Source organism: Isoptericola luteus (assembly GCF_020297055.1).
Classification (GTDB): domain Bacteria; phylum Actinomycetota; class Actinomycetes; order Actinomycetales; family Cellulomonadaceae; genus Isoptericola; species Isoptericola luteus.
This window is the reverse complement of the sequence record NZ_JAIXCQ010000006.1, coordinates 143159-168857: the sequence shown is the minus strand read 5'-3', so window position 1 is coordinate 168857 and position 25699 is coordinate 143159. Positions and strand designations below refer to the sequence as shown.

The 25699-nt window shown below is 71.4% G+C and carries 27 protein-coding genes and 1 pseudogene; 20 read left to right on the top strand and 8 right to left on the bottom strand.

Features of this window, described 5'->3' with window-relative positions; all coding sequences use genetic code 11:
* The first annotated feature begins 54 nt into the window (after positions 1-54).
* The 3 genes from nrdI to nrdF are packed head-to-tail and all read left to right on the top strand — an operon-like array spanning position 55 to position 3655.
* Positions 55-486 (top strand): class Ib ribonucleoside-diphosphate reductase assembly flavoprotein NrdI, encoded by a 432-nt coding sequence (nrdI, locus tag LEP48_RS10620; protein ID WP_225565565.1) that lies wholly within the window; start codon positions 55-57, stop codon positions 484-486.
* Positions 483-2642 (top strand): class 1b ribonucleoside-diphosphate reductase subunit alpha, encoded by a 2160-nt coding sequence (nrdE, locus tag LEP48_RS10615; RefSeq protein ID WP_225565564.1) that lies wholly within the window; start codon positions 483-485, stop codon positions 2640-2642. Before nrdI ends, nrdE begins: the two co-directional genes overlap by 4 nt.
* A 32-nt stretch (positions 2643-2674) precedes the next feature.
* On the top strand, positions 2675-3655 hold the full coding sequence (nrdF, locus tag LEP48_RS10610) for a class 1b ribonucleoside-diphosphate reductase subunit beta (protein WP_225565563.1): 981 nt from the start codon (positions 2675-2677) through the stop codon (positions 3653-3655).
* 121 nt (positions 3656-3776) lie between these two features.
* Here nrdF and LEP48_RS10605 read toward each other — a convergent pair whose 3' ends face one another.
* Complete coding sequence (locus LEP48_RS10605) at positions 3777-3941, bottom strand: hypothetical protein (protein ID WP_225565562.1); 165 nt, start codon at positions 3939-3941, stop codon at positions 3777-3779.
* A 121-nt stretch (positions 3942-4062) separates the two neighbouring features.
* Between LEP48_RS10605 and LEP48_RS10600 the strand changes: the two genes are divergently transcribed.
* From LEP48_RS10600 to LEP48_RS10590, 3 genes are all read left to right on the top strand, one after another.
* Positions 4063-4305, top strand: a complete 243-nt coding sequence (locus LEP48_RS10600) for a hypothetical protein (protein ID WP_225565561.1) — start codon at positions 4063-4065, stop codon at positions 4303-4305.
* A 158-nt stretch (positions 4306-4463) separates the two neighbouring features.
* Positions 4464-5375: a hypothetical protein gene (locus LEP48_RS10595; protein WP_225565560.1), complete on the top strand. Its 912-nt coding sequence runs from the start codon at positions 4464-4466 to the stop codon at positions 5373-5375.
* A gap of 17 nt (positions 5376-5392) precedes the next feature.
* The gene (locus LEP48_RS10590; RefSeq protein WP_225565559.1) at positions 5393-5620 is read left to right on the top strand and encodes a hypothetical protein; all 228 of its coding nucleotides are present in this window, start codon (positions 5393-5395) and stop codon (positions 5618-5620) included.
* A gap of 92 nt (positions 5621-5712) precedes the next feature.
* Here LEP48_RS10590 and istB read toward each other — a convergent pair whose 3' ends face one another.
* Both istB and istA read right to left on the bottom strand, forming a co-directional pair.
* Positions 5713-6546: an IS21-like element helper ATPase IstB gene (istB, locus tag LEP48_RS10585; protein WP_225565558.1), complete on the bottom strand. Its 834-nt coding sequence runs from the start codon at positions 6544-6546 to the stop codon at positions 5713-5715.
* The gene (gene istA, locus LEP48_RS10580) at positions 6543-8222 is read right to left on the bottom strand and encodes an IS21 family transposase (RefSeq protein ID WP_225565619.1); all 1680 of its coding nucleotides are present in this window, start codon (positions 8220-8222) and stop codon (positions 6543-6545) included. Before istA ends, istB begins: the two co-directional genes overlap by 4 nt.
* A 328-nt stretch (positions 8223-8550) precedes the next feature.
* Here istA and rpmB point away from each other — a divergent pair.
* The 8 genes and pseudogenes from rpmB to LEP48_RS10540 all read left to right on the top strand — a co-directional run.
* Positions 8551-8775 (top strand): annotated as a pseudogene (rpmB, locus tag LEP48_RS10575) (50S ribosomal protein L28); the annotation flags it as partial.
* 13 nt (positions 8776-8788) lie between these two features.
* The gene (gene rpmG / locus LEP48_RS10570) at positions 8789-8956 is read left to right on the top strand and encodes a 50S ribosomal protein L33 (protein WP_225565557.1); all 168 of its coding nucleotides are present in this window, start codon (positions 8789-8791) and stop codon (positions 8954-8956) included.
* Entirely contained in the window at positions 8956-9258 is a 303-nt protein-coding gene (gene rpsN, locus LEP48_RS10565; protein ID WP_225565618.1) for a 30S ribosomal protein S14, read from the top strand. Before rpmG ends, rpsN begins: the two co-directional genes overlap by 1 nt.
* Positions 9259-9274: 16 nt before the next feature.
* Complete coding sequence (locus tag LEP48_RS10560) at positions 9275-9556, top strand: type B 50S ribosomal protein L31 (protein WP_225565556.1); 282 nt, start codon at positions 9275-9277, stop codon at positions 9554-9556.
* The gene (ykgO, locus tag LEP48_RS10555) at positions 9553-9675 is read left to right on the top strand and encodes a type B 50S ribosomal protein L36 (RefSeq protein WP_225565555.1); all 123 of its coding nucleotides are present in this window, start codon (positions 9553-9555) and stop codon (positions 9673-9675) included. Before LEP48_RS10560 ends, ykgO begins: the two co-directional genes overlap by 4 nt.
* A gap of 416 nt (positions 9676-10091) precedes the next feature.
* Positions 10092-11447 carry a zinc metallochaperone AztD gene (gene aztD, locus LEP48_RS10550; protein WP_225565554.1) on the top strand — a complete coding sequence of 452 codons (1356 nt, stop codon included), beginning with the start codon at positions 10092-10094 and terminating at the stop codon, positions 11445-11447.
* A 128-nt stretch (positions 11448-11575) separates the two neighbouring features.
* Positions 11576-12520 carry a metal ABC transporter substrate-binding protein gene (locus LEP48_RS10545; RefSeq protein WP_225565553.1) on the top strand — a complete coding sequence of 315 codons (945 nt, stop codon included), beginning with the start codon at positions 11576-11578 and terminating at the stop codon, positions 12518-12520.
* Between the two features lie 116 nt (positions 12521-12636).
* Positions 12637-13020: a Fur family transcriptional regulator gene (locus tag LEP48_RS10540; protein ID WP_225565617.1), complete on the top strand. Its 384-nt coding sequence runs from the start codon at positions 12637-12639 to the stop codon at positions 13018-13020.
* Between the two features lie 24 nt (positions 13021-13044).
* Here the strand turns inward: LEP48_RS10540 and LEP48_RS10535 are convergent, their stop codons facing one another.
* Together LEP48_RS10535 and LEP48_RS10530 are read right to left on the bottom strand one after the other, a co-directional pair.
* The gene (locus LEP48_RS10535; RefSeq protein ID WP_225565552.1) at positions 13045-13584 is read right to left on the bottom strand and encodes a phosphoribosyltransferase; all 540 of its coding nucleotides are present in this window, start codon (positions 13582-13584) and stop codon (positions 13045-13047) included.
* 89 nt (positions 13585-13673) lie between these two features.
* On the bottom strand, positions 13674-14642 hold the full coding sequence (locus LEP48_RS10530; protein ID WP_225565551.1) for an FKBP-type peptidyl-prolyl cis-trans isomerase: 969 nt from the start codon (positions 14640-14642) through the stop codon (positions 13674-13676).
* Positions 14643-14871: 229 nt separating this feature from the next.
* Here LEP48_RS10530 and LEP48_RS10525 point away from each other — a divergent pair, with 229 nt between their 5' ends.
* From LEP48_RS10525 to LEP48_RS10515, 3 genes are all read left to right on the top strand, one after another.
* A complete protein-coding gene (locus LEP48_RS10525) occupies positions 14872-15171 on the top strand; it encodes a hypothetical protein (RefSeq protein WP_225565550.1) in 300 nt (99 codons plus the stop codon).
* 69 nt (positions 15172-15240) lie between these two features.
* Positions 15241-16008, top strand: coding sequence for an alpha/beta hydrolase (locus LEP48_RS10520; protein ID WP_225565549.1), 768 nt, complete (start codon positions 15241-15243; stop codon positions 16006-16008).
* A gap of 54 nt (positions 16009-16062) precedes the next feature.
* On the top strand, positions 16063-16890 hold the full coding sequence (locus LEP48_RS10515) for an alpha/beta fold hydrolase (protein WP_225565548.1): 828 nt from the start codon (positions 16063-16065) through the stop codon (positions 16888-16890).
* A 31-nt stretch (positions 16891-16921) separates the two neighbouring features.
* Here the strand turns inward: LEP48_RS10515 and LEP48_RS10510 are convergent, their stop codons facing one another.
* Positions 16922-18625, bottom strand: coding sequence for a coiled-coil domain-containing protein (locus tag LEP48_RS10510; RefSeq protein ID WP_225565547.1), 1704 nt, complete (start codon positions 18623-18625; stop codon positions 16922-16924).
* A 221-nt stretch (positions 18626-18846) separates the two neighbouring features.
* Between LEP48_RS10510 and LEP48_RS10505 the strand changes: the two genes are divergently transcribed.
* The 3 genes from LEP48_RS10505 to LEP48_RS10495 are packed head-to-tail and all read left to right on the top strand — an operon-like array spanning position 18847 to position 22289.
* A complete protein-coding gene (locus tag LEP48_RS10505) occupies positions 18847-20313 on the top strand; it encodes a hypothetical protein (protein WP_225565546.1) in 1467 nt (488 codons plus the stop codon).
* Positions 20310-21329, top strand: coding sequence for a DUF8094 domain-containing protein (locus tag LEP48_RS10500; protein WP_225565545.1), 1020 nt, complete (start codon positions 20310-20312; stop codon positions 21327-21329). The genes LEP48_RS10505 and LEP48_RS10500 overlap by 4 nt, the downstream gene beginning before the upstream one ends.
* An 18-nt stretch (positions 21330-21347) precedes the next feature.
* Complete coding sequence (locus LEP48_RS10495) at positions 21348-22289, top strand: tetratricopeptide repeat protein (RefSeq protein ID WP_225565544.1); 942 nt, start codon at positions 21348-21350, stop codon at positions 22287-22289.
* Positions 22290-22309: 20 nt separating this feature from the next.
* On the opposite strand, the gene glgB is transcribed toward LEP48_RS10495, so the two are convergent.
* Both glgB and LEP48_RS10485 read right to left on the bottom strand, forming a co-directional pair.
* Positions 22310-24544, bottom strand: coding sequence for a 1,4-alpha-glucan branching protein GlgB (gene glgB, locus LEP48_RS10490; RefSeq protein WP_225565543.1), 2235 nt, complete (start codon positions 24542-24544; stop codon positions 22310-22312).
* On the bottom strand, positions 24541-25512 hold the full coding sequence (locus LEP48_RS10485; protein ID WP_225565542.1) for a LacI family DNA-binding transcriptional regulator: 972 nt from the start codon (positions 25510-25512) through the stop codon (positions 24541-24543). Before LEP48_RS10485 ends, glgB begins: the two co-directional genes overlap by 4 nt.
* Positions 25513-25699 lie beyond the last annotated feature (187 nt).

The following is a 25699-nucleotide window of genomic DNA, read 5'->3' as shown; positions in this document are numbered from 1 at the left end:
CTGACGGGTACGCGGCACCACCAGCAACAAGCAAGGCCTCGGGGAGTGAGTGACATGGGGGCTCTCGTCTACTTCTCGAGCGTCTCGGACAACACCCACCGCTTCGTGCAGCGGCTCGGGCTTCCCGATCTCGGGATTCCCGTGCACCGGATCCCGCTGCGGCCTGCGGACGGCTTCCTCACCGTCGACGAGCCGTACGTGCTCATGGCCCCCACCTACGGCGGGGGCAACGAGGGCGGTGCCGTACCGCGACAGGTACGGCGCTTCCTGGGCGACGTGGACAACCGCTCGCTCATCCGTGGCGTCATCGCCGCGGGCAACACCAACTTCGGCGCTGCCTACTGCATCGCCGGAGACATCATCTCCGCGAAGTGTCAGGTGCCCTACCTGTACGCCTTCGAACTCCTGGGGACGGCCGAGGACGCCGAGCGCGTCCGTGACGGATTGGGACGATTTTGGCAACGACAGTCACTGATCTCGGCGTGAGCACGCCGGCGACCGCGGGGGCCGTCGAGGTCCCCCTGCAGGGCGTGGCGCTGGACTACCACGCGCTCAACGCGATGCTGAACCTCTACGGGCCGGACGGCACGATCCAGTTCGACAAGGACCGTGAGGCCACCGCGGCCTACTTCGAGCAGCACGTGCGGCCGAACACCATCGAGTTCGACACCCTCGAGGCCAAGCTCGACTACCTCGTCGAGAACAAGTACTACGACCCGGCGATCCTGGCCAAGTACTCCAAGGGCTTCGTCAAGGAGCTGTTCCAGCTCGCGTACGCGCAGGACTTCCAGTTCGAGTCGTTCCTCGGCGCCTTCAAGTACTACACGTCGTACACGCTCAAGACGTTCGACGGGAAGAAGTACCTCGAGAGCTTCGAGGACCGGGTCTCGATGGTCGCCCTGGGCCTGGCCGACGGCGACGAGCAGGTCGCACGCGACATCGTCACCGAGGTGATCTCGGGTCGCTTCCAGCCCGCCACCCCGACGTTCCTCAACGTCGGCAAGGCACAGCGCGGCGAGCCGGTGTCCTGCTTCCTGCTGCGCATCGAGGACAACATGGAGTCCATCGCGCGCGGCATCAACTCCGCGCTGCAGCTCTCCAAGCGCGGCGGTGGCGTGGCGCTCCTGCTGAGCAACGTCCGCGAGCACGGCGCGCCGATCAAGCACATCCAGAACCAGTCGTCCGGCGTCATCCCCGTGATGAAGCTGCTCGAGGACTCGTTCTCCTACGCCAACCAGCTCGGGGCGCGCCAGGGCGCCGGTGCCGTGTACCTGCACGCGCACCACCCCGACATCATGCGCTTCCTCGACACCAAGCGGGAGAACGCGGACGAGAAGATCCGCATCAAGACCCTCTCCCTCGGCGTCGTGATCCCGGACATCACGTTCGACCTCGCGAAGCAGAACGAGGACATGCACCTGTTCAGCCCGTACGACGTCGAGCGCGTCTACGGCAAGCCGTTCGCGGACATCTCCATCTCGGAGATGTACGACGAGCTCGTCGCCGACGACCGGATCACCAAGACCACGATCAAGGCGCGCGACTTCTTCCAGACGATCGCGGAGCTGCAGTTCGAGTCCGGCTACCCGTACGTCATGTTCGAGGACACCGTGAACCGGGCCAACCCGATCAAGGGCCGGATCACGCACTCCAACCTGTGCTCGGAGATCCTGCAGGTCTCGACCCCGTCGACGTACCACGAGGACCTCTCCTACGACCACGTGGGCCGCGACATCTCCTGCAACCTCGGGTCGCTCAACATCGCGAAGACGATGGACTCGCCCGACTTCGGCAAGAGCATCGACACCGCCATCCGCGCGCTCACCGCGGTCTCCGACCAGACGAGCATCGAGTCCGTCCCGTCGATCCGCCGGGCCAACGACCTCGGGCACGCCATCGGGCTGGGGCAGATGAACCTGCACGGCTATCTCGCCCGCGAGCGGATCTACTACGGCTCCGACGAGGGCATCGACTTCACGAACCTCTACTTCTACACGGTCGCGTACCACGCGATCGCGGCCTCCAACCGGCTCGCGATCGAGCGAGGCAAGGCGTTCGGTGGCTTCGAGGACTCCAAGTACGCCACGGGCGAGTACTTCGACAAGTACACCGACGCGACCTGGGCGCCGGCCACGGACCGCGTCGCGCGGCTGTTCGCCGACGCCGGCGTCGCCATCCCGACGCAGGACGACTGGCGCGCGCTCAAGGCGTCGGTCATGGAGCACGGCATCTACAACCAGAACCTCCAGGCCGTGCCGCCCACCGGGTCGATCAGCTACATCAACAACTCGACCTCGTCGATCCACCCGGTGCCCGCGAAGATCGAGATCCGCAAGGAGGGCAAGCTCGGCCGCGTCTACTACCCGGCGCCGTACATGACGAACGACAACCTGGACTACTACCAGGACGCGTACGAGATCGGGTACGAGAAGATCATCGACACCTACGCCGCGGCCACGCAGCACGTGGACCAGGGCCTGTCGCTGACGCTGTTCTTCCCGGACACGGTGACCACCCGCGACGTGAACCGCGCGCAGATCTACGCCTGGCGCAAGGGCATCAAGACGCTGTACTACATCCGACTCCGCCAGATGGCCCTCGAGGGCACCGAGGTGGAGAACTGCGTCAGCTGCATGCTGTGAGCAACTATCTGGAAATCGGGGAAAAGAACACGATGGCGCCCACGGGGAAGCTCAAGCTCATCGATCGCGTGACCGCGATCAACTGGAACCGTCTGCAGGACGAGAAGGACCTCGAGGTCTGGGACCGTCTGGTCGGGAACTTCTGGCTGCCGGAGAAGGTGCCGGTCTCCAACGACATCCAGTCGTGGCACACGCTGAACGAGGCCGAGCGGCTCATGACCACCCGCGTCTTCACCGGCCTCACGCTGCTGGACACCATCCAGGGCACGGTCGGCGCGGTCTCGCTCATCCCGGACGCACTGACCCCTCACGAGGAGGCGGTGTACACGAACATCGCCTTCATGGAGTCGGTGCACGCCAAGAGCTACTCGTCGATCTTCTCGACGCTGATCTCCACCAAGGAGATCGACGAGGCGTTCGCCTGGTCGGAGTCCAACCCGCAGCTGCAGCGCAAGGCCGAGATCGTCCTCGACTACTACCGGGGCGACGACCCGCTCAAGCGCAAGGTCGCCTCGACGATGCTCGAGTCGTTCCTGTTCTACTCGGGCTTCTACGCGCCGATGTACTGGTCGAGCCGCGCCAAGCTCACCAACACGGCCGACCTCATCCGCCTCATCATCCGCGACGAGGCCGTGCACGGGTACTACATCGGGTACAAGTACCAGAAGGGCCTGCAGCAGGTCACGACCGCCGAGCAGGAGGAGCTCAAGGCGTACACCTTCGAGCTGCTCTTCGAGCTGTACGAGAACGAGGTCGAGTACACCGACGCCCTCTACGGCGAGCTCGGTCTCTCCGAGGACGTCAAGGCGTTCCTGCGCTACAACGCCAACAAGGCCCTGATGAACCTGGGCTACGAGGCGTTGTTCCCCAAGGAGGACACCGCGGTGAACCCGGCGATCCTCGCGGCCCTGAGCCCCAACGCCGACGAGAACCACGACTTCTTCTCCGGGTCCGGTTCCTCCTACGTCATCGGCAAGGCCGTGGCGACGCAGGACGACGACTGGGACTTCTGAGCCCCGGCTCAGGCTCCGGCCGCCCGCATCGGCCGACCACAAGGCCCGGACCCGCGCAGTCGCGCGGGTCCGGGCCTTGTCGCGTGCCCCCGTCCGTGCGCACCCGTGATGCCGCCGGCGCTCAGGCCGGTGTGCGGTCACCCAGCCACGGTGCGAGCACGTCCGCACGGCCGAGCCAGTGCAGGCCCCCGTCGGCCGTCTCGTCGCCGGTGGTCAGGGCGGCGGTGAACGCCTCGCGGGGGCGGCGCCGCAGGCGGCGCGCGGCGTGCGGGTCGCCGGCGCCCACGACGTGGATCCGGGTGCGCGGCTCGACGCCGGGCGCGGCCTCCTGCCAGCCCCCGAGGTCGGCGATGCAGGTCTGACCGCCTGCGGAGTCCCACAGGCAGGCTGAGTCGGGGCGGTTCGCGATGCATCCCGTCGCTGCGGCGCGTGGCGGTGCCCCGCACGCGGTCGACGAGCCCGGAGCCCGTCGGCGAGCCACCGGTGGTCACCACCAGGTCGGCCTGTTCGAGCTGGGCGGCGAGCGCGTCGACGACGACCCGGCGCAGCGCGCCCTCGCCGGGCAGCAGGTCGTGGCGGACGGCGACAGTCCCGGGGGAGCCGAGGACGAGCCCGGCTGGCTGTGTCAACCCGAATGTGGACCACCATGACGGCTTGAAACGGGACCACCTGTCCCACGCGTGGACGCAGGGTCGCGCCCAGGTAGGTCTACTTTGAATTATTGACCGTTGAATCATCTAGTTCGGCGTTGCGCTTCCGGTGTCGCTGTGCGTAACTTCTCGCGCACCATCAGTGAAAGGAAGCGAACGTGAAACACAGATCCTCGAGGAAGCGCAATGTGATTGCAGGAATCGCAACGCTAACCCTCTGCGGACTTGTCGCACCCGCGGCAGTTGCGGCGACTGCCGATAGCGGCACGGGCGGTGGGGAACATGGGGGCCTCACGTCGGCGGAGTGGGAGGCGGTGCTGGCGGACGAGCTCGACACGCCTACCGCAGTCGCGAGCGATGAGGAGGTGGCGGCTGTCGCGGTAGCGCCTCCACTCGGTGAGGAGTTCTCCGACCCGCTCGCGCAGGTGGCGACGGTGGACCTTCCCGCCGCGGAGTCGTCCGATGTGGCGTCCTCGCTGGTTGTGAACCTGGACGCTCTGGAGCCCCAGGATCGCGAGGAGGCTGCGGAGGAGATTGCCGACCTCGTCGACGCGGGTCCCGAGGATGTCGCGGTCGTCCCTGCGGTGGCGGCGAATCTGGAGCAGGCGGTCACGGAAGCGGTGCCGGGGCTCCCGACGGATGAGCAGGTGGCCGCGGTGCGTGACGATGCCGCTTCTCGCGGTGTGCTCCGCGCGGCCACAAACAAGACGCTGAAGTGCAAGCAGGCGAAGTCGTTCTGGGATGCGAACATGACGATCACGTTCCAGAACAACTGCCCCAAGTACAAGAACGTCGTTTGGGGGCTGAAGATCCAGCCGTCGCTTCAGCGTCAGATCGTGGGGAAGGTGAATGAGCGTGGCATGAAGTGGTGGCTGAACGGCAAGAAGCAGGGCATGAACGCACCGCACAAGAATGTGCCCAAGTCCTACCTCTTCCACGGCTCGTTCAAGCCGGTGAAGGTGCCCTCGACGGTCAAGTCCTCCGACCTCATCACGTTCGAGGTGAAGTGCAAGGGCAAGATTCTCCCTGGCGCGCTGACGGTCACGACGACGATTTACCCTCGCAAGTGACAAACGGAGGAGGTCGCGTGGGATCGGAGCGATTCCGCGGTGTGGTCACCGCGTGGGACGAGGAACAGGGCGTCGGGGCGGTGCGCCTCGCCGATGGCCGGGCGGTCTGGGCGCTGTTCGCGGCGATCGACGCACCGGACGGAGCGTTCCGTGAGTTGGTGCCGGGCGAGGAGGTCACCCTCACGGTTTCCGAGGTGGCGCACGGCGACTACTCCTGGCAGGCGGACTGGATCCGACGCGGCTGAGCGCTCTCGCCCCAGCATGCGCAGACAGTGCCTCGTCCGTCATCTGACGGACGAGGCACTGTTGTCCTCACGAAGGCAAGGAATCGGGCTACTTAGGCCTGCTGGGCCTGTCGGCTGTGGGCGAGGCGGTAGGAGCCGGTGCCGGTCTCGATGATGGTGCCGTGGAAGGTGAGGCGGTCGACGATCGCCGCACAGAGCCTGGGGTCGGTGAACGTCTTGGTCCAGCCGGAGAAGGACTCGTTCGAGGCGATCGCGACGGAGTTCTTCTCCTCGCGTTCGGTCAGAACCTGGAAGAGAAGTTCCGCGCCGCGGCGGTCGAGCTCCATGTATCCGAGCTCGTCGATCAGCAGCAGGTCGACACGGCCATAGCGGGCGATCGTCTTCGCCAAGCGCATCTCGTCGGCAGCCTCGACGAGCTCGTTGACCAGCTTGGTCGCGAGCGTGTACTTCACGCGGAAGCCCTGCTCTGCGGCGACGGTGCCCAGGGCGATGAGCAGGTGGCTCTTGCCGGTGCCGGAGTCCCCGATGAGGCACAGGGGCTCGCCGCGGCGCACCCAGTCACACGTGGCCAAGGCCCCGATGGTGGCCGGGTTGATGTCGCCGTTGGCATCGAAGTCGAAGTCGTCGAGGAACTTGTTGCGCGGGAACCCGGCCGCCTTGACCCGTCGGATGGTGGAGCGGCGGTCGCGGTCGTCGCACTCCGCGAGCAGCAGCTCGGCGAGGAACCCTTCGTAGGACATCTGGTCGCGCTGCGCCGCAGCGGTGGTGGCCTCGACGTTGGTCCGGATCGTCGGCAGCCGCAGGCGACGGCAGGCCTGGTCGATCGCCGCGGCAGCGGCCTGCTCGGTCAGCGGGCCCCGCCGCCGAGAACCGGGAAAGGTTCCAAGGGAGGTTGTCGACGTCGGTGCTGCGGTGGTGGTGGTCATGCGGTTCCTTCTTCCAGGTCGGTGGGCGTGGTCTCGTTCGTTGTGGTGCGTCGGGCCGCGAGGAGGTCGTCGTAGGCGGTCACGGTCGGCAGCGGGCGAGCATCGGGTGGCAGGCCGGCGATGACCGCGGCCGGGTCCGCGAGGCGACGCTGGGTCAGCGAGACGACCTTCCCCGCCAAGGCCGACCCAGACGCCGGGACATCACCGCCGCCTGAGGGCTGGCCGGCGGTGAGTCGGCGTGCTTCGAGTGCGACGACGTCGGCGCTCACCGCGCCGACCTGGAGCGCGGCCTCGATACCGGCCGCGACGGCGTGGCCGGGCAGGTGGCGGTGCAGCAGCAGGACCTCGATCAGCTCACGGGTCCCGGCCCCGTCGCCGTTGACCTTGCGAGACTCGGCCCAGAACGCGTCGTGCGCCGGGGTGAACGTGCCAGCCGCCCGCGCAGCCGCGAGAGCCGTCGCCCCGGGCAGGGCTCCGGGCTTGTGCTTGAGGACCTCGAGGTAGTGGTCCAGCAGCACGGACTGCCCGCCCTTGGCGATCACCCGCGGATGCGTCGCGACGATCTTGCGGCCGTCGAACACGACCAGGTGGGACGCGCGCAGGCTCACACGCACCTTGCGCCCGATCAGGTGAGCGGGCACGGAGTAGCGGGCCGTGCGCACGGTGATGAGCGCGGACCGGTCGACCCTGGGGGTGAGGATGGTGCCGGGGTCGAAGACCTCATCGGGAAGGGCGGCCAGGTGCTCGCGCTCGACGGCGAAGTCCTGTCCCACGGTGCGAGCTCGCCCGCTGATTCGCCGATTGTCGTCGGTCAGGTCCCAGGCGATGATCTGCTGGTTCAGCTCGTCCAACGAGGCGACCTCAGGCATAGGCGTGAGCCGCTGCCGTCGGAACCGGCCGACCTCGCCCTCGACGCCGCCCTTCTCATGTGCGCCCTCGATCCCCGGGCGGCAGTAGAACGCGTCGAACCCGTAGTGCGAGCGGAACACCGTCCAGCGCTGGTTCTCCGTCCTGCGCCGGCCGGTTCCGTAGAGCACCTCGGAGACCGCGGAGGAGAGGTTGTCGTACCTGATGTGGCGGGTGGGGATGCCGCCGAGTTCGGTGAACGCCGCGATGTGGCCTTCGAGGAAAGCTTCCATCCCCTGGGACGCATAGACGCGGTGCACCGCCCTGCCCGACGCGGACAGGCGCAAGGTGAACAGGTGGCACTTCGTCTTGACCCCAGCGAGGATCACGTAGACCTCGCCGAAGTCGACCTCCGCCTCGCCGCCCCAGGCATGCTCCTGCGGCACCATCACCTCACCCACCGGGACACCGGCCTCGGCCAGGATCTGCGGACGACGATTCCGGACGTAGTCCCGCACCGTGGAGTACGACAGATCGCCGGCGTCGTGCTCCTCGACCAATCGCACCCAAACCCGGCGGGCCGTATGACGCTGTTTCTTCGGTGCGGTCAAGTCCGTCCGGAGCATCCCGTCGATCGCAGACTTGAACGGCTCCAACCTCGGGGCCGTTCGCACCGGCGTCTTCCTCGGCGGCGGAGTCGCCGACCGCAACGCCTGCCTGACGGTGTTCCGGCTCACGCGGTACCGGCGCGCGAGCTCGCGGATCGAGGCACCCTCGACTCTCGCATCCCGCCTGATCAGCGCATACAGCTCCACTCGCGACGTCTCCATCCATCCAGGCTCACGGCATCGGTGCCGCAACCCGGGTAGACGCTCGGGGTGGGTCCGAATCAGACCGTCACACCACAACCAGCCCGACCCAGGTGGTCCCAAGTCAAGCCGTCACGGTGGTCCTCAACGAACCTGTCATAGCCACCCGGCCACTGCCGACTCGCGCAGGACCGGGTCGACGGTGACGAGCATGCTGAGGGCGATCAGGTTCGGGTGGGGCGCTGCGGGCACGGGATCCCTTTCTTGTTGATAATGATTATCTGTTGTGCCAGAATCTAGCCTGCTGAGAAGCGTTCTCAACAACTTGCCAACTCAGGAAGGGGGCGCCATGTCCGCCCGCTGCCAGGTCCTCGGGACGGCCCCGGGCTTCGGCCACTCGGTCTCGCACTCCCACGTGCGCACCAAGCGCCGCTGGGACCCGAACATCCAGAAGAAGAGCTACTGGGTGCCCTCGCTCGGAAGGAAGGTCACCCTGCGCGTGAGCGCCAAGGGGATCAAGACCGTCGACCGCCAGGGCATCGACGTCGTGGTCGCCAGGATCCTCGCGCGGGGGGGGGGAGGGTCTGATGGCGTCCCGCACCGACCTGCGCCCGGTCGTCAGGCTCCGGTCCGCGGCCGGCACGGGCTTCGCCTACGTGACCCGCAAGAACCGGCGCAACGACCCGGACCGGCTCGTGCTCACGAAGTACGACCCGGTGATCCGCAAGCACGTCGACTTCCGCGAGGAGCGCTGATGGCCAAGAAGTCCAAGATCGCCGCCAACGACCGCCGTCAGGAGGTCGTCGCCCGGTACGCCGTGCGGCGCACCGAGCTCAAGGCGGTCGTCGCGTCCCCCTCGTCGAGCGCGGAGGACCGCGCGACCGCCGTGATGGAGCTGCAGCGTCAGCCCCGCGACGCGAGCCGCACCAGGGTGCGCCATCGCGACGTTGTCGACGGCCGGCCTCGCGGCTTCCTGCGTGCGTTCGGCCTGTCCCGCATCCGGCTGCGCGAGCAGGCGAGGCGCGGCGAGCTGCCCGGCGTGACCAAGTCCAGCTGATGAGAGAGGTAGATCGATGAAGAAGAGCATCCATCCCACGTACGGGCCCGTCGTCTTCCGCGACCCCGGGGCCGGGTCCGCGTTCCTCACGCGGTCCACGCTCGCGGGCCAGGCTCCCGGCGGGCCCGGGGTGCCCGCCCGCACGATCGAGTGGGAGGACGGCGCCACGTACCCCGTGGTCGACGTCGAGATCTCCAGCGCCTCCCACCCGTTCTGGACCGGCAGCGCGCGCGTCGTCGACACAGCGGGCCGCGTCGAGAGGTTCCACCAACGCTACGGCACGAAGGGGGCGCGATGAAGGTCCGCTCCTCGCTGCGTTCGCTCAGGCTCGCCGCGGGGTCGAAGATCGTCCGCCGCCGCGGCAGGACGTACGTCATCAACAAGCAGAACCCTCGGTTCAAGGCCCGCCAGGGGTGAGTCCCTAGGCCGATCAGAATGGGCGGCGCCCCATGGCCGTCCCCAGGGGCAAGACGTCGAGGTCGCGCACCCGGTCCCGCCGGGCCCGGTGAAGGCGTCGGTGCCACCCCTGGTGCCCGTCGCTGTCGACGGCCGCACCGTCCCGGTGCCTGGGCGCCTTGACCGGGCCGTCCGGCGCGGCCTGGTCACGCCCGGCTGAGCCGACGGCACCCTGCCGGCTGCCTGCCGGCTGCTCGCCTGGTCACGCGCCGGCCGGGGGTCGTCCGCGGCTCGCAGCCGGTCTCAATCAATGTGAATGAGAACGATTCTCATTCGTGGTACGTTCTGCCCCGGTCGCCTCAACGGCCCCGGAAGACACCCCCACCTGAAAGGAGACGGCCTCGCGTCGGCCCGTCCGCCGCGAGGTCCAGCACCCCATGACTCTCACTGCACGAAAGCGGACGCGCGCCCGAGGGCTCGCTTCCCTCGGGCTGGTCCTCCCGCTCGTCGCCCTGGCCGCCTGCTCGTCGGGGGACGCCGAACCCGGCGCCGGATCGTCGGCGGCCCAGACCCCGGCCGAGGAGCAGGCGCAGGCCACCGAAGCGGCCACCTACACACCACGCATCGCGATCACCTACGACGGCGGCATCCAGGTGCTCGACGCGGGCTCGCTGGAGCAGGTGGGCGACATCGAGCTGGAAGGCTTCAACCGGATCAACGGGGCCGGCGACGGCCGCCACCTGCTGGTCTCGACCACGGGCGGCTTCCAGGTGCTGGACGGCGGCGCCTGGGCCGAGCCGCACGGCGACCACGCGCACTACTACACCGCCGACCCCCGACTCACCGACACGATGTTCGAGGCCACGACGCCCGGGCACGCCGTGGTGCACGACGGTCGCACGGCGCTGTTCGACGACGGCACGGGGCAGGTCACGGTGCTCGACTCCACCGCGGTCGACGACGCCGAGCCCGAGGTCCGGGAGCACACCACCCCGGTGGCTCACCACGGCGTCGCCGTCGAGCTGACCGACGGCAGCCTGATCGTCTCCGAGGGCACGGCCGACGCGCGGACCGGCCTGAAGGTGCTCGACGAGAACGACCGCGAGATCGCGGCCTCGGACGAGTGCCCCGGCATCCACGGCGAGGCCGTCGCCGCCGACGAGGTCGTGCTGGCGGGCTGCGAGGACGGCGTCCTGATCGTCAAGGACCAGAAGATCACCAAGGTCGACAGCCCCGACGCCTACGGGCGCATCGGCAACCAGGCGGGGAGCGAGACCTCGCCCGTCGTGCTCGGGGACTACAAGTCCGACCCGGACGCGGAGCTGGAGCGGCCCACGCGCGTGTCGCTGACCGACACGACCACGGGCACCATCACGCTGGTCGACCTGCCGTCCAGCTACACGTTCCGGTCCCTCGCCCGCGGTGAGCACGGCGAAGGGCTCGTGCTCGGCACGGACGGGAAGATCCACGTCATCGACCCTCGGACGGCGAAGATCACCAAGTCCGTCCCGGTCATCGACGCGTGGGAGGAGCCGGCCGAGTGGCAGCAGCCGCGTCCGGCGATCTTCATGCTGGACGGCTCCGCGTACGTCACCGACCCGGCGCACCGGACCGTCAGCGCGGTCGACATCGAGTCCGGCGAGGTGTGGAGCACGGTCCAGCTCGACGTCGTGCCCAACGAGATCAACGGCATCTCGGGCGACGTCGAGGGCGGCTCCACCGAGCACGCCGAGAGCGGCGAGCACTCCGAGGAGGAGCACGAGCACGCCGAGGGCGAGGGCGACGCGCACTGACCCTGCGCCACCCTGACCGCACGACCCACCGCACACGACGCGACGGCGGTGGCACCCGGCCGGTGCCACCGCCGTCGTGCGTCGCCCGGCCTCACCGCACCGTCTCTACCCGTTGGAGCCCCACCACCATGCCCACGCTGCGCACCCGCCGGCCGCTCGCCACCCCGCTCACCGCCCTGATCACCACGGCACTGGCCGCCGGAGCCCTCGGGGCCTGCGCCTCCCCGCCGTCGGACGATGCCGTCGAGGTCGTCGCGTCCTTCTACCCGCTGCAGTTCGTCGCCGAGCGCGTCGGCGGGGAGCACACGACGGTGCACAACCTCACGCCTCCCGCTGCCGACCCGCACGGCCTGGAGCTGTCGCCGGCGAGGGTGCGGCTGCTCGGCAGTGCCGACGTCGTGGTGTACCTGTCGGGGATGCAGGCCGCGACCGACGAGGCGGTCGCGGCGCAACGGCCCGACCACGTCGTCGACACCGCCGAGGTGGCCGGTCCGGGCCCCGGTGAGGCCGGTGGGCAGGGCACGGCCGCGGACACCAGGCCCGGCGACGCCGTCGACCCTCACTTCTGGCAGGACCCGGCCCTGCTGGCGGCCGCCGCCCGCAGGGTCGCGGACGAGCTCGCCGCGGCGGACCCCGGCAACGCGGCGGACTACGCGGCGAACGCCGCGGCGCTCGCGGACGAGCTGGCCGCGATCGACGAGGAGTACCGCACCTCGCTCGCTCCGTGCGCCGGCGCCACGCTCGTGACCTCGCACGAGGCGTTCGGCTATCTCGCGGAGCGCTACGACCTGAACCAGGTCGGCATCGTCGGCCTCGACCCCGAGGTCGAGCCGTCGCCCGCCCGCCTGCGTCACGTCCGGTCCGTCGTGCGGGACGCGGGCGTCGAGACGATCTACTTCGAGGTCATCACCAGCCCCAAGGTCGCCCAGGCCCTCGTGGACGATCTCGGTGTGGCCACCGACAGGCTCGACCCGCTCGAGGGGCAGTCGGACGCGGGCTCCGACTACCTGGACGTCATGCGCGCCAACCTCGCCGCCCTGCGGAGCGGCCTGGTCTGCGACGAGGCTCCCTGACCCGCCAGGGCCGACTGAGCGGCCGGACAGCACCCCGGCCCGGGGGCCGGCGCCGCGGAATCCTGTGAGATCCTCGGGTGTTCCCCTGCCTGAAGGAGGTGACCGCCGTGGCACGGATGACCCGCCAGCGCGCGGCGCTGAACGACGCGATCGACGACCTGTCCGAGTTCCGCAGCGCACAGGAGATCCACCGCACCCTGCTCGAGCGTGGGGACAAGGTCGGCCTGGCCACCGTCTACCGGGGGCTGCAGCGTCTCGCCGACGCGGGCGAGCTCGACACTGTGCGGACGGGCGAGGGCGAGAACCTGTACCGGCGGTGCGAGACGCGCAAGCACCACCACCACCTGGTGTGCCGCGTCTGCGGCCGGGCCGAGGAGATCGACGGTCCCAGCGTCGAGCGCTGGGCCCACGAGGTCGGGGCGACCTACGGGTTCGCCGACATCACGCACGAGGTCGAGCTCTTCGGTACGTGCGCGGCCTGCCGCAGCGCCACGAGCTGACGTCGGCCGGCCGACCCGGCGCCGTCAGGCGGGGGCGCTGCCCGCGCCGGTGACGGGCGGGTCGGCGGACCAGGGGAACGTGATCCACAGGTCGGTGTCGCGCCACGAGTAGTCGGGCCGGATGATCGTGCGCGGCTTGGTGTACAGCACCGCGGACCGTGCGTCGGCGCCCTGCGCGGCGAGCATCCCCATGACGAGCGCGAGGGTGCGCCCGGAGTCGGCGACGTCGTCGACGACCAGCACCTTCGCGCCGGGCAGCTCGGAGGTGTCCATGAGCGGCGGCAGCACTCGCGGGTCGTCGAGGGTCTGGCCGATGTCGGTGTAGAACTCGACGTTGAGCGTACCGACCCCCTTGGTCCCGAGCGCGTACGCCATGGCGCCACCGGGGACCAGGCCGCCGCGGGCCACCGCGACGACGACGTCGGGCAGGAACCCGCTCGCCACGACCTGCTCCGCGAGCTCGCGGACGGCGACAGGCAGCCGCGTCCAGGTGAGGACCTCGCGCTCCGGAGGGCTCGTCGGTGCCATCGTCTCGGTCGCCGTCTCGGCGGGCTGTGGGCTCATGCGTCGAGGCTAGACGCGACGACGGGCCCCGGCGTACCGGGGCCCGTCGTCAGGTGAGAGACCTTCAGCTCAGGGAGCAGTGCTGGAGGTCACCACGCGGCGAGGACGTCGACCACGAAGACGAGCGGCTTGCCGGCGAGCTCGTGCGACCCGTCGTCCTCGGCGCCGTACGCCTGGTCGGCGGGGATCACCAGGAGGAGCTGGCTGCCGACAGGCTGGCCCTTCACGCCGTCGATCCAGCCGGGGATCACGCCGCCCTGCATCGAGAAGGTGAACGGGACGCCGCGCTCCCAGGAGGAGTCGAACTGCTCGCCGTCGAGCGTCCAGCCGGAGTACTGGACGTACACCTGCTGGTCGGCGGTGACCTTCTCGCCGTCGCCCTTGATGAGCGGCTGGCTGACCAGCTCGTCAGGAGCCTCGTAGCCCTCGGGGATCTCGATGCTCGGCGCTCCGTCGTCCGCCAGCGTGACGGTGGGGAGGCCCTCGGCCGGCTCGACGGCCGTGCCCTCGGCGCGGCTGGGTGTCGGGGCGGTGTCGGTGATCTCGAGGAAGTTCAGCACGGTCTGCGTGGTGCCGTCGTTGCCCGCGACCGAGTTGGCGACCATGATGCGGGCGCCGACCTTCTGGCCGTCCAGCGCATCGGTGAGCAGCCCATAGTTCTGGTCGCCGAGGATGAAGGTCTCCGGCGAGTCGGTCTCCCACGTGGAGCCGAGGCGTTCCGCGTTCCCGTCGTACGCGATGTACTGCATGGTGACCCGCGAGCCCTCGGCGAGGGCGTCGCCGTCACCCTCGTCGACGACGCGGGTGGTGGGCGCCGAGACCTCGAGGGGGGCCTCGAAGGTGAGCTTCGGCTCCTCTCCAGGCTCGCCCTCGACGGTGACCGCCTCGAGCGCGGCGACGTCCTCGGCGGTGGGCGCGGGAGCCTCGGTCGCCGCGGCGGACGACGAGGACTCCTCGGGCTGGGGATCGGAGTCGGCCCCGTCGTCGCCACAGGCGGTCAGGGTCAGGGCTGCGGTCAGCGCGAGCGCGACGGCGCCGGCGGACGTACGGAGCTTCACGAAGGGTCCTTCGGTCGTGGGGGCGAACCGGGACACTGTAACGGCCGCACCTGATCGCGGGCAGGGAGAGCGCAGAGCGGGCGTGGGGAGCCTGTGCCGACCTCGTGCCCGAACGGCGCGGCCGGCGTGCCTGCGCCGCACCACACGCCGGCGCCACGGCGCGCGAGAGTCGCTGGCCGTCCCGGCCCAGGTGGTCATCGGCGTGACCATCGGCGTGACAATGGGAGGCATGCCGTCGCGTCGCCCGTCCCGCAAGCGCCCCTGGGGGGCCGAGCCGCCCCCGCTCGACCTCGACCGTGCCCTCGGCGGCGTGCGCCGGGAGAGCGCCGCCGACGGCGAGTGGACGGTGCGGCGGGTGCGCGGCGGCGAGAAGACCTACCGCTGCCCGACGTGCCGGCAGGAGATCCCCCCGGGCACGCCGCACGTCGTGGCGTGGCCGCGTGACGTGGTGGGCGGCGAGGAGGCGGGGCTCCAGGACCGCCGCCACTGGCACGGCTCGTGCTGGGAACGCCGCGGCCGGCTGCGCTGACGTGCCGCCCGCAGGTGCCCGTCGTCGTCCGGCCAGCCGAGGCCCTGCGCCGGATCTAGGCTGGTGGCGATGAACGACGACGCCACCGGCCACCAGATCCGCTCGCTCACCGTGCTGCCGGCACGGCGGGAAGACGTCGAGCTGCACACCGCGGACGGGCTCACCCTCGTCGGCGAGCTCGCGCTGCCCGCGGAGCGCGACCCCGTCGCGACGCTCCTGACGTTCCACCCGCTGCCCACGCACGGCGGGTACATGGACTCGCACGTCTACCGCAAGGCGTCCTGGCGCCTGCCCGAGCTCGCCGACCTGGCGGTGCTGCGCTTCAACACCCGGGGGACCTCGTCGCCCCGCGGCACGTCCGAGGGGGCGTTCGACGGCGGGGACGCGGAACGGTACGACGTCGCCGCCGCGATCGAGCTCGCGGAGTTCCGCGAGCTGCCCCGCCCGTGGCTCGTGGGCTGGTCGTTCGGCACGGAGCTCGTCCTCAAGCACGGGGCGGACCCGAGCGTCGAGGGCGCGATCCTGCTCTCCCCGCCCCTGCACCGCGCCACGGACGAGGACCTCGACCGGTGGGCCGCGTTCGGCAGGCCGCTGGTCGTGCTCGTGCCCGAGCACGACGACTACCTGCGCCCCGACGAGGCCCGCCGCCGGTTCGCGCGCGTCCCCCAGGCGGAAGTCATTGGGGTGGACGGCGCCAAGCACCTGTGGGTGGGGGAGCCTGCCGTGCGTCGAGTGCTCGACGAGATCGTGGCGCACGTGCTCCCCGGGCACCCGCCCCTGCCCACGCACCACGACGGCGAGGTCGTCCGCGCCGTCCAGGACGCACCCACGACCTGACACCACAGCCCGCCGGGCGCCCGCCCGACGAGACGAACCAGTGAGGAGTCGACGATGACCACCACCTCCGCGGCCCTGGCGACGTACCCGTTGCACGACGGCGCCGGGATCCCGCTCGTGCTGCTGCACGGCTTCCCGCTGGACCACCGCATGTGGGCGGCGGCCGCGCAGGCCCTGCCCGCCGGGGTGCGTGCCATCGGGGTCGACCTGCCCGGCCAGGGCCACTCCGAGCTGGGTGGCATGCCGCCGCGGCTCGAGGACGCCGCCGACGCCGTGCACGCGACCCTGCGGGACCAGGGGGAGGGCAACGCGGTGGTGGTCGGCCTGTCGATGGGCGGTTACGTCGCCCTGGCGCTGGCCGAGCGTCACCCGGGCTTCGTCGTCGGGCTGGGGCTGGTCGACACCAGGTCGACCGCCGACACCGCGGCGGCCCGCGACCACCGACGCCGGATCGCGGACACCGTGACCGAGACGCAGACGCTCGACGCCGTGCTCGGCATGCCCGCGACGCTGCTCGGCCGCACGAGCGTGACGCAGCGCCGGAACTTGTTCCCCACGCTCGAGTCGTGGATCCGCGGACAGTCGCCGGCCGGGGTCGCCTGGGCGCAGCGGGCCATGGCCGCGCGGCCCGACCGCACCGAGGTGGTGCGCCGGTTCGACGGCCCGGTCGCCGTGGTCGTCGGCGCGGAGGACGAGGTCGCGCCGCTCGTCGAGGCGGAGCACATGGTGCACGCGGCCAAGGACGGTGCCCTCACCGTCGTTCCCCAGGTGGGGCACATGAGCGCGGTGGAGGACCCGGCGACGGTCGCCGCCGCGCTCGCGCTGCTGCACCGGCGGGTGTCCGAGCGGGCGGCGCCGCCGCGCTGGCCCTGGCAGCGCTGACGGCATCGGTCCCGGACGCCGCCGGTCAGGCTCAGGCCTTGGTCGGTGCGGCGGTCTCGTCGTCGGCGTCGCCGCCGGTTCCGGTGGTCCTGGCGGTCCCGGCGGCCCCGGTTGCCTTGGTGCCCTTCGCGGCCTTGGTCGCCTTGGCGGCACCGGTGGCCTGCGCGGCGGCGGCCTCGGTCTCGCCGGTCTGAGCGGCGGACGGGCCGTCCGCGACGTCGTCGGCGTCCGCCGCGTCGGCGGTGGTGCTCTCCGCCGTGTCGGCGCGTCCGGCCGTGTCGTCCGCCTCCGGCTCCGCGTCCGGCACGGGCAGCGAGAGGCTCGCGACGGGGGCGGGCTGTGCCAGTGACGCGCGCGCGGCCTGGCCCGGCGTGCGGTCGCCCCGGGTGGAGTCGCGGTCCTGCGTCACGGACGCGTCGTCGTCCGGCGCCTCGGCGCCGCGCTTCTCCGCACCCAGCAGCCCGCGGAGCTCCTCGAGGTAGGAGTTGATCGAGTCGTGGCGCTGCGTGAGGTCCTCGAGCTGGCGCTGTGCGGTGGTGCGGTGGTGCTCCGACTCGGCCTGGGCGTCGTTGACCGTCTGCTCGGCGAACTGGCGGGCCTCGGCGACGATCCCGTCCGCCGTCCGGCGGGCGTCGGACACCAGCTGCTTGACGTACGCGTCCGACTCGGTCCGCACCTTCTCGGCCTGCTGCAGCGCCAGCGCGACGCGCTTCTCGGCCTCGGCGGCGTGCTCCTCCGCGGCCCGGACGAGCTGCTCGGTCTCCTGACGGGCAGCGTCGTGCCGCGCGGCGGCCTCGTGCTCGACCTGCTCGCGCCGCTGCGCGAGCTCGAGCTCGGAGTTCGCGAGCATCGCGCGAGCCCGCTCACGCAGGTCCTCGAGCTCGGTCGTCACCGTGTCGGCCGACTCCGCGGCCTGGTGCTTGGCCTCGGCGATGATCCGCGCGGCCTCGCGACGGGTGCGCTCGAGCAGGTCGTTCGACTCCCGCTCGGCCTCCTCGCGCAGGGCGGCCGCCTCGGCCGAGACCTGTGCCCGCTGCTGCGCTGTGTCCCGCTCGGCGGTCACGCGCAGCTCGGTCGTCTCGCGCTCCGCGGTGGAGCGCTGGACGCCGATCTCGCGCTCGAGCGCGGCGCGGCGCTCGCTCTCCTCCGCGCTGAGCGTGCTCGTGATGAGTGCGGCCTCGCGCTCGGCGGAGCCGACCAGCTCCTCGGCACGACGCTGGGCGGCCAGGAGGGTGCCCTCGGCCTCGGACGCCGTCGTCGAGCGGATCTCCTCGGCCTCCCGGCGGGCGCTGCCCAGCAGCTCGGACGCCTCGGACTCGGCGCGGGCGCGGACCTGACCGGCGGACAGCTTGGCGCGCGCCATGATGTCCGCGGCCTGCTGGTTGGCCTGGGTGAGCACCTCGGCCGACTGTTCCTCGGCAGAACGGAGCAGCCGCTCGACGCGGGCGCCGAGGCCGGCGTACGACGGCTTCTCGTTCTCGCGGAGCTGGCGCTGGGTCTCGGCCAGCTCGGACGACAGCTGCATCGTGCGGGCGTCGGTGGCCTCGACGCTGCGCCGGGCTTCCTCCAGGGCCTGCTCGAGTCGTGCGATGTGGCTCTCGACCTGGACGCGGTCGTAGCCGCGCATGGTGATGGGGAAGAGCGTGCGCTCGTCGGACACGTGCAGACCTCCGTACGTGGTGGTTGGCCGCGGGCGCCGCCAGGATAGTGGCGTGCGGTCGGCGTCGATACTCATGACATTCTTCCCCTTCCTGGACAATCGTGCTGTCCGCGCGCCCGACTCGTGCGCGACGGCCGAGGCTCCGGGCAGTTTGTGAGCGGTGGCGGAGGTCGGGGCGCGGTGCTGGTACGCGACTCGTGAAGGGTTGGTGAACCGGCGGGCTCGGGTGCCCGTGCGTGGACGGCCGGAGTGCGGCCGTCCCTATGCTGGACTGTCCACGTCGAAAGGGAAGCTCGGTGCTGCAACGCATTCTGGGCGGTGTCCTGGTCCTTCTGGGGCTGGCCACCGTCGCGCTCGGTGTCGCGTCCGCCACGGTCTGGCGCGCCACCGACACGGTGGTCGCCACGGCCGAACCGGTCGGTGACGGCACGATGATCATCACGGACCCCGGTGTCCTGGGTCTGGTGAGCGACGACGTCACCGTCACCGCGACCGTTCCCGAGGGCCAGCGGGTGACGCTCGCCGTGGGGCGTGACGTCGACGTGCTCGGCTGGGTGGGCGAGGACCCGTTCTCGCGCGTCACCGGTCTGTCGGACTGGGAGAGCCTGCGGGTCACCGAGGGCGAGGCGCCGGCCGACGAGGCCGCTGCCGACGACGAGGCTGCTGCCGACGACGAGGCTGCTGCTGACGACGAGGCTGCCGCCGAGGAGCCGGTGACCGGCCCGGAGCCGGCGGGCTCCGACATGTGGGTGGCCGAGACGTCGGACGAGGGCACCGTGACCCTGCGGTGGAGCGACCGTCCGGGCCGCTGGACCCTCCTGGCGGCCGGCGTGGGCGAGGGCGCGCAGGCGCCCACGCTCGAGCTGACGTGGCCGCGTGCCGTGAGCACGCCGTACCTGTGGCCCGGGATCGGGGTCGGGGCCGTCCTGGTCCTCCTCGGCGCCGCGGTCATCGTCGTCGGCGGACGGCGGAGCAAGGCGCGCGCCGCCCGTACCGGGCGGGGCGACACCACGCGCCAGGAGTCCCGCGCCGGGTCGCGGGACCTGGGCTCCGTCTCCGCACCGGAGACCGACGACGGGGCCCAGGACGCGAGCCCTGCGCCGTTCGCCGGCGCCAACCCGTTCGCCCCCGTGCGTGCGACGGAACGGCCCGCGAACACGCCGGCCTGGACGGCCGGTCCCGCCGGGGCGTCCGAGCCCGCCGAACCCGCTGCGCCCGCCGGCGCGGCCGCATCCTCGATCCCCCCGGCACCCGACGAGGCCGCCGAGCCCGTCGCCGGCGAGAACGGGAGCGGGACGGCCGAGGTGCCCGTCGCCGCGCGACTCCTGCGCCGTTCGCGGCGCCAGCAGCGGGAACAGGCCGGCTGGCCGGCCCAGGGCGAGAACGCCGCCCCCGAGGAGGCCGGCGCCGTCGGGCAGCCGGTCGCCGACGTCGCGCCGGCACCGGTACCGCAGCCCGTCCCGGATCACGCGGCCCCCGAGCCGACCATCACCGGGTCGATGCCGCGGCTGACCCGCCGGGAGCTGCGCGCCCAGGAGGAGGCGCGGCGCGCCGCCGAGCAGGGCGGCGTCGCGCGGGTGCTGCGCGCCGTCACGGGCTCCGTCCCGGCCGTGCGGCAGTCGCCCGCCGCAGAACCTGCGGCCACCGAGCAGGAGGGGTCCCCGGACCTGTCCACGCCGGCCGGCCGGGCAGCGGCGTGGCGCGCCACGTGGGGCTTCGGCTCCGACCAGAACGACGGTACGACCGATCAGGAGAACCGATGAACCGCCGCACCGTACGTCGTCCCCTCGCCGTCGTGAGCGCCGCCGTCGTCTCGTCGGCCCTGCTCGCCGGGTGCGCGGAGGAGATCCCTGCGCCGCAGGCGGGCGAGCCGTTCAGCGGTCCCGTGCTGACGGAGGAGCAGGACGTCGCCATCATCGAGGCGGTCTCCGCGACGCTGGACAAGGCAGACAAGAGCCGCACGTCCGCGGACCTCAAGGCGCGGGTCACGGGGCCGGCGCTCGAGGTGCGCAAGAGCCAGCTCAAGGTGGCGAAGGCGAACGACAGCAACGAGTTCGTGACGGCCATCCCGAACAACTCGCAGCAGATGATCATCCCCACGACCAACACCTGGCCGCGGACCAGCTTCTCCATCACCGAGAGGCTGGAGAACATGGAGACGCCTCGCCTGGTCGTCTTCGAGCAGGACACCGCGCGCAAGCCCTACAAGATGTGGGCCTGGGTGCAGCTCGTACCCGGCATCAACATGCCGCACTTCGCCGACACGCGGATCGGCAGCGAGCCCCTGGCGCCGGACGACGGCGAGCTGCTCGTCGCGTCCCCGGCCGACGCGCTCGCGCAGTACGCGGACATCGTCTCGCTCGGCACCAAGAAGTCGTCGTTCGCCGACACGTTCGACCTGCCGGACGCCGATCTCGTCGCCCGGGTCCAGGGTGACGCCAAGAACGTACGCGCGACGCCCGGGTTCGACGACGCCGACGGCAAGTACACCGTGGAGTTCACCGCCCGGGAGGACGACGTGCGCGTGGTGCGCACCGCCGACGGCGGAGCGCTCGTCGTCGGCGTGCTGGACGGCAAGTCGAAGCTGACCACCGAGGAGGGCGCGGAGGTGCAGGCGTACTCCAAGACGCAGGAGACGCTGCTGGGAGACGCCGACCCGACGAACAAGCTCGTCGTGGGGTACACGGACACGGTCGCGCTCTACGTCCCGCCCAAGGACTCCGGGGAGAAGGTCCGGAGCCTCGGCTACTCGCACGTCGCCACGTCGGCCTCCAACTAGCCTCCTAGGATGTCGTCCATGACTCACGCCACGCCCGAGCCGAGCATCAGCACGCGCGGCGCCGTCGACCTCTCCGCGCTCAACCGGCCGCAGTCGCCACCGCCGGGGGAGCCCGGCGGCGCGCCGTCCGCCGGCGGGTACGTGCTGGACGTGACGGACGCCAACTTCCAGCAGGTCGTGCAGGACTCCACGACGTATCCCGTCGTGGTGCTGCTGTGGATCCCCACCGACCAGTCGAACGCCGAGCTGGGATCGCTGCTCGGCCGGCTCGCCGAGGAGTACGCGGGCCGGTTCCTCCTGGGACGGCTCGACGCGCAGGCGTACCCGCAGGTCGCCGCAGCCTTCCAGGTGCAGGGCGTGCCGACGGTCGTGGCCGTGATCCAGGGCCAGCCGCTGCCGCTGTTCCAGGGCGCGGCGGGCGAGGAGCAGGTGCGCGGCGTGCTCGACCAGGTGCTGGCCGCGGCCGAGCAGAGCGGCGTCACCGGCCGGGCCCCCGGCCAGGGCGGCGACGCGCCGGTGGAGGAGGCCGAGCCCGTCGAGGAGCCGCTGCCCCCGCTGCACCAGGAGGCGTACGACGCCATCGAGCGCGACGACCTGGACACCGCCGTCGCCGCCTACGAGAAGGCCATCAAGCAGGACCCGAAGGACGCCCAGGCGGTGGCGGGCCTGGCGCAGGTGAGGCTGCTGCAGCGCACGCAGGGTGCGGACCTGCAGGCCGTCCGTACGGCCGCGGCCGACGCCCCGGCCGACGTCGACGCCCAGCTGGCCGTCGCGGACCTGGACATGCTCGGCGGCAAGGTGGAGGACGCGTTCGCGCGCCTGCTGGAGCTGCTTCCCGGCGCTGACGCGGACACCAAGGAGACGCTCCGGGCCCGGCTCGTCGACTACTTCGAGGTCGTCGGCCCCACGGACCCGCGCGTCGGCAAGGCCCGGCAGCGCCTCGCGATCAGCCTGTACTGACGTCCCAGCCGAAGCAGGGGTCAGGCGGACGGGGTGAGGACCAGGGCCCCGAGTGGGGGGACGCGCAGCGTCGTCGAGTGCTGGCGCCCCTTCCAGGGCACGGCGGCCGCCTCCACCTGCCCCAGGTTGCCCACCCCTGAGCCGCCGTAGTCCTGGGCGTCGGTGTTCAGGGCCTCGGCCCACGTACCGCCCTGGGGCAGGGCCAGGCGGTAGCTCTCGTGCGGGGTGCCGGCGAAGTTGACGATCACGACGGCGGGGCGACCCTCCCGGTCGCGGCGGACGTACGACAGCACGTTGTGGTCGGCGTCGTCGGCGTCGAGCCACTCGAAACCGGCGGTGTCGAAGTCCTGCTCCCACAGCGCGGGGGTGGTGCGGTAGAGGGCGTTGAGGTCGCGCACGAGGCGCTGGACGCCGGCGTGGCCGGGATTCTCCAGCAACCACCAGTCGAGCCCGGCGCCCTCGTTCCACTCGGCGTCCTGCGCGAACTCGCTGCCCATGAACAGCAGCTGCTTGCCCGGGTGCGTCCACTGGTAGGCGAGGAAGGCGCGCACGCCGGCGAGCTGTTGCCAGCGGTCGCCCGGCATCTTGCGCAGCAGGGACCCCTTGCCGTGCACCACCTCGTCGTGGCTGATGGGAAGCAGGTACTGCTCCGAGAACGCGTACACCAGGGAGAACGTGAGCTCGTGGTGGTGGTAACGGCGGTACATCGGGTCGTGCGCGACGTAGCGCAGCGAGTCGTTCATCCAGCCCATGTTCCACTTGAGCCCGAAGCCGAGGCCGCCCGCGTCGGTGGGGCGGGTCACGCCCGGGTACGCGGTGGACTCCTCGGCGATGAGCATCACGCCCGGGTGGCGCCGGTAGGCGGTGGCGTTGGCCTCCTGGAGGAACGCGATCGCCTCCAGGTTCTCCCGGCCGCCGTGGACGTTCGGTTCCCACTCGCCGGGCTTGCGGGAGTAGTCGAGGTAGAGCATCGACGCCACGGCGTCGACCCGGAGCGCGTCCACGTGGAACTCGGTGAACCAGTAGGTGGCGTTGGCGACCAGGAAGTTGCGCACCTCCCGGCGTCCGAAGTCGAAGACGAGCGTGCCCCAGTCCGGCTGCTCACCGCGGCGCGGGTCGGGGTGCTCGTACAGCGGGGAGCCGTCGAACCGCGCGAGGGCGAACTCGTCGCGCGGGAAGTGCGCGGGCACCCAGTCGAGGATGACGCCGACGCCGCTCTGGTGCAGCCGGTCCACCAGGTACCGGAAGTCGTCCGGGTGCCCGAACCGCGCGGTGGGCGCGTAGTAGCTGGTGACCTGGTAACCCCAGGAGCCGCCGAACGGGTGCTCCGCCACGGGCAGGAGCTCGACGTGCGTGAACCCCTGGTCGACGACGTACGCGGTGAGCTCGTCCGCGAGCTCGCGGTACCCCAGGCCCGGCCGCCACGACCCGAGGTGCACCTCGTACACGCTGACGGGGCCGGTGTGCGGGTCCCGTCCGGCGCGCGCGGCGAGCCAGGCGTCGTCGCCCCACTCGTGGTCGGAGCCCACGACGACGGAGGCCGTGGCCGGCGGGACCTCGGTGCCCTTGGCCAGCGGGTCGGCCTTGGCGCGCCACACCCGGTCGGCGCCGAGGATCTCGTACTTGTACCGGGTCCCCGGGCCGACGCCGGGGACGAAGATCTCCCACACCCCGCTCGAGCCGAGCGAGCGCATCGGGTGCACGGGCGTCCACCGGTTGTGGTCGCCCACGAGCCGCACGCCGCGCGCGTTCGGCGCCCAGACCGCGAACGCCGTGCCCGTGACGTCCCCGAGCGCGCTGGGATAGCGGTGCGGGTTGGCCCCGAGCACGCGCCACAGCTCTTCATGACGTCCCTCGGCGACGAGGTGCAGGTCCACCTCGCCGAGCGTGGGCAGGAACCGGTAGGGGTCGTCCGCCGTCTGATCGTCGTCCTCGTACCGCGTGCGCACCCGGTAGTCCGGAGCGTGCCGGGTGCCGTCGTCGTCGTCGAGGGCGGGCACGACGGCGCTCCACACGCCCGCCGCGTCGTGGGAGGCCGCGTGCTCGACGGCGCCGTCGGTGCCGGTGGTGATCACGACGACCTCGTCGGCCAACGGGCGCAGCACCCGCACGACGGCCCAGGATCCGTCGTCGAGCAGGTGCGGGCCGAGCACCGCGTGCGGGTCGTGCGTGGTGCCCTGCGCGATCGCAGTGAGCACCTCGGGGTCGACGGGCGGAGGCGGCGGGGGCGTGGGGTGCTCGGCAGGCCCGGTCATGGGCCCACTGTTCCACGATCCGGGTCGGGATTCTCGGCGGCCGGGGCCGCGGGATCGACGGCGGCCGGGGCCGCGGGATCGACGGCGGCCGGGGCCGCGGGATCGACGGCGGCCGGGGACGAGGTGGAGCCACGCACGATCAGCCGGGGGAAGGGCGCGGTGCGGGTGACCGGGGCCGCGCCCCCGATCGCGTCGAGCACGGCCTCGCCGATGAGGCGGCCCATCCCGTGCACGTCGTGGTGCATCACGGACAGCGGGGGAGAGGAGAGCCGGCACAGCGCCGAGTCGTCCCAGGCGACGACCGACAGCCGGGCGGGGACGTCGACCCCTGAGGACCGCGCCTGCTCCAGGCCGCCGATGGCCATGACGTCGTTGTCGAAGACGACGGCGGTGGGCTGGGGGTCGAGCCCGAGCAGCTCCTGGACCGCCCGCGCCCCCGACTCCTCGGTGTACTCGCCCTCGATGGTGCGCGCCTCGACGCCCACGGACCGGCACCGCTCGGCGAAGGCCTGCGTGCGCGTGCGCGTGTGCGCGAACACCGCCGGGCCCGTGACATGCGCGATGACGCCGTGCCCGAGGCCCGCGAGGTAGGCGACGACGTCGCGCACGGGCCGGGCGTTGTCGATCCACACGTGGGGGGCGTCGTCGTCGGGCCGGGGGCCGCCGGCGACGACGTAGGGGATCCCGAGCTCGCGCAGTGCCGCGGGCCGCGGGTCGTCGGTGCGCACGTTGGTGACGACGGTCGCGCCGACGGTGCCGTTCGCCGCCCAGCGCCGGTAGGTGGCGAGCTCGGCGTCGAGGTCGTGGACGACGTGCAGCAGCAGCGACATGTCGACGGCGCCCAGCACCTCCTCGATCCCTGCGACGAGCTCCATGAAGAACGGCTCGATCGCGAGCATCCGGGCGGGCCGGGCCAGGACGAGCCCGACGACGTCGGGAGGCACCTCAGGAAGGTTCGCGCGCTGCACGGCCTCACGCTACCGGCCGCCGACCGGCCGCGGACCTCGCCGCGAGTTCGTTCACGCACCGATCGAAGTTCGCCACCGTCTAGCGCGGTCATTTCGGCCGAACTGGTCTATCAGGGGACGACGGTCGCCGGACACGGAGTGAGACACCCCTTGACCGGACTTTCTTAGATCGACTACAAAAGTAACG

Excerpts from the sequence above, each read along its gene's own strand:
- nrdI (WP_225565565.1), top strand. The coding sequence starts at position 55 with ATGGGGGCTCTCGTCTACTTCTCGAGCGTCTCGGACAACACCCACCGC.
- nrdF (WP_225565563.1), top strand. The coding sequence starts at position 2,675 with ATGGCGCCCACGGGGAAGCTCAAGCTCATCGATCGCGTGACCGCGATC.
- LEP48_RS10600 (WP_225565561.1), top strand. The coding sequence starts at position 4,063 with ATGCATCCCGTCGCTGCGGCGCGTGGCGGTGCCCCGCACGCGGTCGAC.
- istB (WP_225565558.1), bottom strand. The coding sequence starts at position 6,546 with ATGACCACCACCACCGCAGCACCGACGTCGACAACCTCCCTTGGAACC.
- istA (WP_225565619.1), bottom strand. The coding sequence starts at position 8,222 with ATGGAGACGTCGCGAGTGGAGCTGTATGCGCTGATCAGGCGGGATGCG.
- rpmG (WP_225565557.1), top strand. The coding sequence starts at position 8,789 with ATGGCGTCCCGCACCGACCTGCGCCCGGTCGTCAGGCTCCGGTCCGCG.
- rpsN (WP_225565618.1), top strand. The coding sequence starts at position 8,956 with ATGGCCAAGAAGTCCAAGATCGCCGCCAACGACCGCCGTCAGGAGGTC.
- LEP48_RS10560 (WP_225565556.1), top strand. The coding sequence starts at position 9,275 with ATGAAGAAGAGCATCCATCCCACGTACGGGCCCGTCGTCTTCCGCGAC.
- ykgO (WP_225565555.1), top strand. The coding sequence starts at position 9,553 with ATGAAGGTCCGCTCCTCGCTGCGTTCGCTCAGGCTCGCCGCGGGGTCG.
- aztD (WP_225565554.1), top strand. The coding sequence starts at position 10,092 with ATGACTCTCACTGCACGAAAGCGGACGCGCGCCCGAGGGCTCGCTTCC.
- LEP48_RS10545 (WP_225565553.1), top strand. The coding sequence starts at position 11,576 with ATGCCCACGCTGCGCACCCGCCGGCCGCTCGCCACCCCGCTCACCGCC.
- LEP48_RS10540 (WP_225565617.1), top strand. The coding sequence starts at position 12,637 with ATGACCCGCCAGCGCGCGGCGCTGAACGACGCGATCGACGACCTGTCC.
- LEP48_RS10535 (WP_225565552.1), bottom strand. The coding sequence starts at position 13,584 with ATGAGCCCACAGCCCGCCGAGACGGCGACCGAGACGATGGCACCGACG.
- LEP48_RS10525 (WP_225565550.1), top strand. The coding sequence starts at position 14,872 with ATGCCGTCGCGTCGCCCGTCCCGCAAGCGCCCCTGGGGGGCCGAGCCG.
- LEP48_RS10520 (WP_225565549.1), top strand. The coding sequence starts at position 15,241 with ATGAACGACGACGCCACCGGCCACCAGATCCGCTCGCTCACCGTGCTG.
- LEP48_RS10515 (WP_225565548.1), top strand. The coding sequence starts at position 16,063 with ATGACCACCACCTCCGCGGCCCTGGCGACGTACCCGTTGCACGACGGC.
- LEP48_RS10510 (WP_225565547.1), bottom strand. The coding sequence starts at position 18,625 with ATGAGTATCGACGCCGACCGCACGCCACTATCCTGGCGGCGCCCGCGG.
- LEP48_RS10500 (WP_225565545.1), top strand. The coding sequence starts at position 20,310 with ATGAACCGCCGCACCGTACGTCGTCCCCTCGCCGTCGTGAGCGCCGCC.
- LEP48_RS10495 (WP_225565544.1), top strand. The coding sequence starts at position 21,348 with ATGACTCACGCCACGCCCGAGCCGAGCATCAGCACGCGCGGCGCCGTC.
- glgB (WP_225565543.1), bottom strand. The coding sequence starts at position 24,544 with ATGACCGGGCCTGCCGAGCACCCCACGCCCCCGCCGCCTCCGCCCGTC.